Below are 6,215 nucleotides of genomic sequence, written 5' to 3' on the forward strand. Positions count from 1 at the left end.
GACCCGTAGAGGATACGAATCGGCTTCGGAAGCCATCCACTCCCTTGCGAAACCAAAGACCGGTTTTGGCGAAAGAAGCGGAAAGTCCGGAATTATACATCGATAATTCCGGACTTGCAAGTCAAGCCTTCGCTTCAAACTGCCTTAGATGATACGGGCAGCTTCCACGAGACGGGTAACCGTCCAGGCCTTGGTCTTCGACAGCGGGCGGGATTCTTGAATCTCGACCAGGTCGCCTTCCTTGTACTGGTTGGTTTCGTCGTGCGCGTGGTACTTCTTCGAGCGCACGATGTACTTGCCGTAGAGCGGGTGCTTCATTTGACGCTCGATCAGCACGGTAACCGTCTTTTCCATCTTATCGCTGGTGACGCGACCCACGAGGGTGCGCTTCAGCGAAGTCTTAGCGGTATCGTTCATTTCTGGCTCGCCTTCTCAGTCAACACGGTACGCACACGCGCGATGTCCTTGCGCACCTTCTTCAGCTGGCTGGTGTTGCTCAGCTGTTGGGTGCCCGCTTGCATGCGAAGACCGAATTGGGCCTTCAACAGATCCGACAGTTCCTTGTTCAGGCCGTCGACATCCTTGGCACGAAGTTCGGATGCTTTCATTTCAAATTCTCCCTTCAGGCGCCAAGGCGACGGACGAAGAACGTCGTCTGAATCGGCAGCTTGGCAGCAGCCAGGCGGAACGCCTCGCGCGCCAGCGCTTCATCCACACCGTCCATTTCGTACAGCATCTTGCCCGGCTGAATCTCGGCGACGTAGTACTCCGGGTTACCCTTACCGTTACCCATACGCACTTCTGCCGGCTTTTGCGAGATCGGCTTGTCCGGGAAGATACGGATCCAGATACGGCCACCACGCTTGATGTGGCGGGTCATAGCACGACGAGCAGCTTCGATTTGACGAGCCGTCAGACGACCACGACCGACCGCCTTCAGACCGAATTCGCCGAACGACACTTCGTTGCCACGGGTGGCGACGCCAGTGTTACGGCCTTTCTGCTCTTTGCGATACTTTCTGCGTTTCGGTTGCAGCATGATTATTCTCCAGTCTTGGCGTCGCCTTCAGGCTTGCCAGCCGGACGGCGTGCACCACCGCGCTTCGCACCGGCCTTGTCGCCAGCATCGTCACGACGGGGGCGACGGTCGCCCGGACGCGCATTGCGGCGCGGACGCTTTTCTTCGGCCGGCTCTTCAGCCACCGGAGCGTCGTTGCGGCCCAGCGTGTCACCCTTGTACACCCACACCTTGATACCGATGATGCCGTACGTCGTCTTCGCTTCCGAGGTTGCGTAGTCGATGTCAGCGCGCAGGGTGTGCAGGGGCACACGGCCTTCGCGGTACCACTCGGTACGGGCGATTTCGATACCGTTCAGACGGCCAGCGCTCATGATCTTGATGCCTTGGGCACCCAGACGCATCGCGTTCTGCATCGCACGCTTCATTGCGCGACGGAACATGATACGGCGCTCAAGCTGCTGAGCGATCGAATCGGCGATCAGCTGCGCATCGGTTTCCGGCTTGCGGATTTCTTCGATGTTCACGTGCACGGGCACGCCCATGCGCTTTTGCAGCTCAGCCTTGAGGATTTCGATGTCCTCGCCCTTCTTGCCGATCACAACGCCCGGACGCGAGCTGAAAATCGTGATGCGAGCATTCTTGGCCGGACGTTCGATGACCACGCGGCCAACCGAAGCGTTCTTCAGCTTCTTCTTCAGGTAATCGCGAACGCCGATATCTTCCTGCAGCATTTTCGCGAAATCCTGGTTGTTCGCGTACCAACGCGAAGCCCAGTTACGACTGACAGCCAGACGGAAGCCAGTCGGATGAATTTTCTGTCCCATCGTGACCCCTTAGTTGCCCAGCGTCACAGTGATGTGACAGGTTTGCTTCTCGATGCGGTTACCACGGCCCTTAGCGCGCGCGGTGAAACGCTTGAGCGAGGTCGCCTTGTCAACGAAGATGCCCTTAACGCGCAGTTCGTCGATGTCAGCACCTTCATTGTGCTCGGCGTTGGCGATAGCCGACTCCAGCACCTTCTTGATGATGACCGCGGCCTTCTTCGGCGAGAAGGTCAGTACATTCAGCGCACGCTCCAGCGGCAGGCCGCGGATCTGGTCAGCGACCAGACGCGTCTTCTGCGCCGAGATACGGGCACCGCGGTGAATTGCTTTCACTTCCATGATCGGCCCCTTATTTCTTCGCCTTCTTGTCGGCCGCATGGCCCTTGAAGGTACGGGTAAGTGCGAACTCACCCAGCTTGTGGCCGACCATGTTTTCCGTCACGTACACCGGCACGTGTTGACGGCCATTGTGTACGGCGATCGTCAGGCCGATGAAATCGGGCAGGACGGTCGAACGACGCGACCAGGTCTTGATCGGCTTCTTGTCACGCGATGCAGCTGCCGCTTCCACTTTCTTCAGCAGATGAGCGTCGCAAAACGGACCTTTTTTAACAGAACGAGTCATTTGCTAGCTCCAATTAGCGCTTCTTGCGACGCTGAACGATCATGCTGTCGGTACGCTTGGTCGAACGGGTACGCTTACCCTTGGTATGCTGACCCCACGGGCTGACCGGATGACGACCAGCTGCCGTACGACCTTCACCACCACCGTGCGGGTGATCCACCGGGTTCATCGCCACACCGCGAACGGTCGGGCGAATACCGCGCCAACGCTTAGCACCGGCCTTGCCCAATTGGCGCAGGCTGTGCTCTTCGTTGCCGACTTCACCGATGGTTGCGCGGCACTCGATGTGCACGCGACGGACTTCGCCCGAACGCAGACGCACTTGAGCGTACGTGCCTTCACGAGCCAGCAGCATTGCCGACGTACCAGCGGCACGGGCGATTTGCGCACCCTTACCCGGCAGTAGTTCGATGCCGTGAATCGTGGTACCGACCGGAATGTTGCGGATCGGCAGCGTGTTACCAGACTTGATCGGAGCTTCCGAGCCGCTCACCACTTGCTGGCCGACGGTCATACCCTTCGGAGCAAGAATGTAACGACGCTCGCCGTCGGCGTAGCAAAGCAGTGCGATGTTCGCGCTGCGGTTCGGATCGTACTCAAGACGCTCAACCTTCGCCGTGATGCCGTCCTTGTTGCGACGGAAATCGACGATACGGTAGTGTTGCTTGTGACCGCCACCCATATGACGGGTGGTGATGTGACCGTTGTTGTTACGGCCAGCGGTCTTGCTCTTGGTATCGAGCAGCGGGGCGAACGGCTTGCCCTTATGCAGATCCTTGTTGACGACCTTGACCAGCGAACGGCGGCCCGGCGACGTCGGTTTCGTTTTGACGAGTGCCATGATTACTTGGCCTCCGCTTCAAAATTGATTTCCTGACCCGGCTTCAAGCTCACGTAAGCCTTCTTCTCGTGGTCGCGACGACCCATGAAGCGGCCAAAGCGCTTTTGCTTGCCCTTACGGTTCAGGATCTGCACCGACTCGACTTCAACCTTGAAGAGAAGCTCAACAGCAGCCTTCACTTCTTGCTTGTTCGCGTCGCGTGCAACTTGGAACACCACTTGTTCATTCTTGTCAGCCACCAGCGTCGCCTTTTCGGAGATCACCGGCGCGAGCAAGACCTGGTACAGACGATGGTCGTTTTTACGCACGTCGCTCATGACAGCATCTCCTCAATCTTGGCGATCGCGCCCTTCGTCAGCAGCACCTTCTTGAAGTAGATGAGCGACAGCGGGTCGGCGAAACGCGGCTCGGTGACGGCAACGTGAGCCAGATTGCGCGAGGCCAGGAACAGGTTCTCGTCCACGCTATCCGTGATCAGCAGCACCGACTCAAGACCCATGGCCTTGATCTTTTCAGCGAGCAGTTTGGTCTTCGGCGCATCCAGCTTGATGTCCTCGACCACCGACAGACGACCTTCACGGGCGAGCTGCGACAGAATCGAGCACACACCGGCGCGGTACATCTTCTTGTTGACCTTGTGGGTGAAGTTCTCTTCCGGCGAATTCGGGAAGATACGGCCACCGCCGCGCCACAGCGGGCTCGACGACATACCGGCACGAGCGCGGCCCGTACCCTTCTGACGCCACGGCTTCTTCGTCGTGTGCTTGACCTGTTCACGGTCCTTCTGCGCACGGTTGCCGCTGCGGGCGTTGGCTTGATAAGCCACCACAACCTGATGGATCAGCGCTTCGTTGTAGTCACGGCCGAACACGACGTCCGACGCGTTGACAGCAGCGCCTTCCTGACCTTGCTCATTCAGGAGCTTAAGTTCCATTGTTACGCTCCCTTCGCGAGTTTGGCCTTGACTGCCGAGGTCACGAAAACCTTGCCTTCGTTGGCGCCCGGAACGGCACCCTTCACGAAGATCAGGCCACGTTCAGCGTCAATGCGCGCGATTTCGAGATTCTGTACCGTCGTCGTGACGTCACCCAGGTGACCCGTCATGCGCTTACCCGGGAACACACGGCCCGGATCCTGCGCCATACCGATCGAACCCGGCACGTTGTGCGAACGCGAGTTACCGTGCGATGCGCGGCCCGAAGCGAAGTTGTAACGCTTGATGGTACCTGCGTAGCCCTTACCGATCGACACGCCTTGCACGTCGACCTTCTGGCCTACTTGGAACAGATCGACACCAACGGCTGCGCCCGGCTGCAGTTCAGCAGCTTTGGCAGCATCGATGCGGAATTCCTTGAGGATTTCACCGGCTTCAACACCAGCTTTCGCGTAGTGACCGGCGGCGGCTTTGGTCACGCGCGAGGCGCGACGATTGCCGAAAGTGACTTGAACGGCGGTATAGCCGTCCGTTTCATCCGTCTTGATTTGCGTCACGCGGTTGTTAGACACGTCGAGCACGGTGACGGGAATCGAATCGCCGTCGTCCGTGAAAATACGCGTCATGCCAACCTTGCGACCGACAAGGCCAAGGCTCATGATTTTCTCCATTCCCGACTGCGATTGGCCGGGGCTAAATGACAAAAGGATGGTCCACGGACGTGGGCCATCTTTTCAAAACTACACTTGAGCCCGCCATTATAGGCGGACTTTTATCGCTTGACAAGTGTTGCTAAATCACATAACAAAAGCCCCGCCGGTCCAGCATTGGCGGGGCTTTCAAGAGCGAAATCGCTCCCAAGCCTTACTGCAGCTTGATCTCGACGTCGACGCCAGCCGGCAGATCGAGCTTCATCAGCGCGTCAACCGTCTTGTCCGTCGGATCGACGATGTCCATCAGGCGCTGGTGCGTACGGATTTCGAGCTGGTCGCGCGACGTCTTGTTGACGTGCGGCGAACGCAGGATGTCGAAACGCTCGATACGCGTCGGCAGGGGCACCGGGCCCTTGACGATTGCGCCAGTGCGCTTGGCGGTTTCAACGATTTCGGCAGCCGACTGGTCGATCAGGCGGTAGTCGAAAGCCTTCAGGCGGATACGGATCTTTTGGTTCTGCATGGAATTTCTCCAAAGAGCATGGCAACCCTCGTTCGGGCGCCGGGTAAATCACAAAGAGCAAACAGAATCACGACGATGGGGGCCGAAACCCCGCACCGTCGTTCAATCCGCTATTAGGCGAGGATCTTAGCAACGACGCCCGAACCCACCGTACGGCCACCTTCGCGGATTGCGAAGCGCAGACCTTCGGTCATGGCGATCGGGGCAATCAGCTTGACGCTGATCGACACGTTGTCGCCCGGCATGACCATTTCCTTGTCGGCCGGCAGCGTGATCGAGCCGGTCACGTCCGTCGTACGGAAGTAGAACTGCGGACGGTAGTTGTTGAAGAACGGCGTGTGACGGCCACCTTCGTCCTTCGACAGCACGTACACTTCGGCCGTGAACTCCATGTGCGGCTTGATCGAGCCCGGCTTGGCCAGAACTTGACCACGCTGGACGTCTTCACGCTTCGTGCCGCGCAGCAGCAGGCCAACGTTATCGCCTGCCTGACCTTGGTCGAGCAGCTTGCGGAACATTTCAACGCCCGTGCAGGTCGTCTTGTCGATGTGCGGCTTGTCGCCGTCCATCTTGATACCGACGATTTCGATTTCTTCGCCGACCTTGACCACGCCCGACTCGATACGACCCGTCACCACCGTGCCGCGACCCGAGATCGAGAACACGTCTTCCACCGGCATCAGGAACGGCTTGTCAACAGCGCGCTCCGGCGTCGGGATGTACGAATCCAGCGCGTCGGCCAGGTTCATGATCGCGACTTCGCCCAGTTCGCCCTTGTCGCCTTCCAGCGCCAG

Annotated in this window: 12 protein-coding genes; all 12 read right to left on the bottom strand. The window is 58.8% G+C overall.

Annotated features, from left to right (window positions below; translation table 11 throughout):
• Positions 1-144: 144 nt before the first annotated feature.
• A complete protein-coding gene (rpsQ, locus tag PCO31010_RS22950; RefSeq protein ID WP_150666284.1) occupies positions 145-417 on the bottom strand; it encodes a 30S ribosomal protein S17 in 273 nt (90 codons plus the stop codon).
• Positions 414-608, bottom strand: a complete 195-nt coding sequence (gene rpmC, locus PCO31010_RS22955) for a 50S ribosomal protein L29 (RefSeq protein ID WP_010804129.1) — start codon at positions 606-608, stop codon at positions 414-416. Before rpmC ends, rpsQ begins: the two co-directional genes overlap by 4 nt.
• A 14-nt stretch (positions 609-622) precedes the next feature.
• Positions 623-1,039 carry a 50S ribosomal protein L16 gene (gene rplP / locus PCO31010_RS22960; RefSeq protein ID WP_010804130.1) on the bottom strand — a complete coding sequence of 139 codons (417 nt, stop codon included), beginning with the start codon at positions 1,037-1,039 and terminating at the stop codon, positions 623-625.
• Between the two features lie 2 nt (positions 1,040-1,041).
• Positions 1,042-1,845: a 30S ribosomal protein S3 gene (gene rpsC / locus PCO31010_RS22965; RefSeq protein WP_039393724.1), complete on the bottom strand. Its 804-nt coding sequence runs from the start codon at positions 1,843-1,845 to the stop codon at positions 1,042-1,044.
• 9 nt (positions 1,846-1,854) lie between these two features.
• The gene (gene rplV / locus PCO31010_RS22970; protein WP_039393726.1) at positions 1,855-2,184 is read right to left on the bottom strand and encodes a 50S ribosomal protein L22; all 330 of its coding nucleotides are present in this window, start codon (positions 2,182-2,184) and stop codon (positions 1,855-1,857) included.
• A 10-nt stretch (positions 2,185-2,194) separates the two neighbouring features.
• Positions 2,195-2,470, bottom strand: coding sequence for a 30S ribosomal protein S19 (rpsS, locus tag PCO31010_RS22975; RefSeq protein WP_010804133.1), 276 nt, complete (start codon positions 2,468-2,470; stop codon positions 2,195-2,197).
• A gap of 13 nt (positions 2,471-2,483) precedes the next feature.
• A complete protein-coding gene (gene rplB / locus PCO31010_RS22980; RefSeq protein WP_017235799.1) occupies positions 2,484-3,311 on the bottom strand; it encodes a 50S ribosomal protein L2 in 828 nt (275 codons plus the stop codon).
• Positions 3,312-3,313: 2 nt separating this feature from the next.
• The gene (rplW, locus tag PCO31010_RS22985; protein WP_010804135.1) at positions 3,314-3,628 is read right to left on the bottom strand and encodes a 50S ribosomal protein L23; all 315 of its coding nucleotides are present in this window, start codon (positions 3,626-3,628) and stop codon (positions 3,314-3,316) included.
• On the bottom strand, positions 3,625-4,245 hold the full coding sequence (rplD, locus tag PCO31010_RS22990) for a 50S ribosomal protein L4 (protein ID WP_010804136.1): 621 nt from the start codon (positions 4,243-4,245) through the stop codon (positions 3,625-3,627). The genes rplW and rplD overlap by 4 nt, the downstream gene beginning before the upstream one ends.
• Before the next feature lie 2 nt (positions 4,246-4,247).
• On the bottom strand, positions 4,248-4,904 hold the full coding sequence (gene rplC, locus PCO31010_RS22995; RefSeq protein ID WP_039401616.1) for a 50S ribosomal protein L3: 657 nt from the start codon (positions 4,902-4,904) through the stop codon (positions 4,248-4,250).
• A gap of 205 nt (positions 4,905-5,109) precedes the next feature.
• The gene (gene rpsJ, locus PCO31010_RS23000) at positions 5,110-5,421 is read right to left on the bottom strand and encodes a 30S ribosomal protein S10 (protein WP_010804138.1); all 312 of its coding nucleotides are present in this window, start codon (positions 5,419-5,421) and stop codon (positions 5,110-5,112) included.
• A 113-nt stretch (positions 5,422-5,534) separates the two neighbouring features.
• Positions 5,535-6,215: EF-Tu C-terminal domain-related protein (locus PCO31010_RS23005; RefSeq protein WP_246184742.1), on the bottom strand; the 681-nt coding region annotated here is incomplete at its 5' end.

Source organism: Pandoraea commovens (assembly GCF_902459615.1).
Classification (GTDB): Bacteria; Pseudomonadota; Gammaproteobacteria; order Burkholderiales; family Burkholderiaceae; genus Pandoraea; species Pandoraea commovens.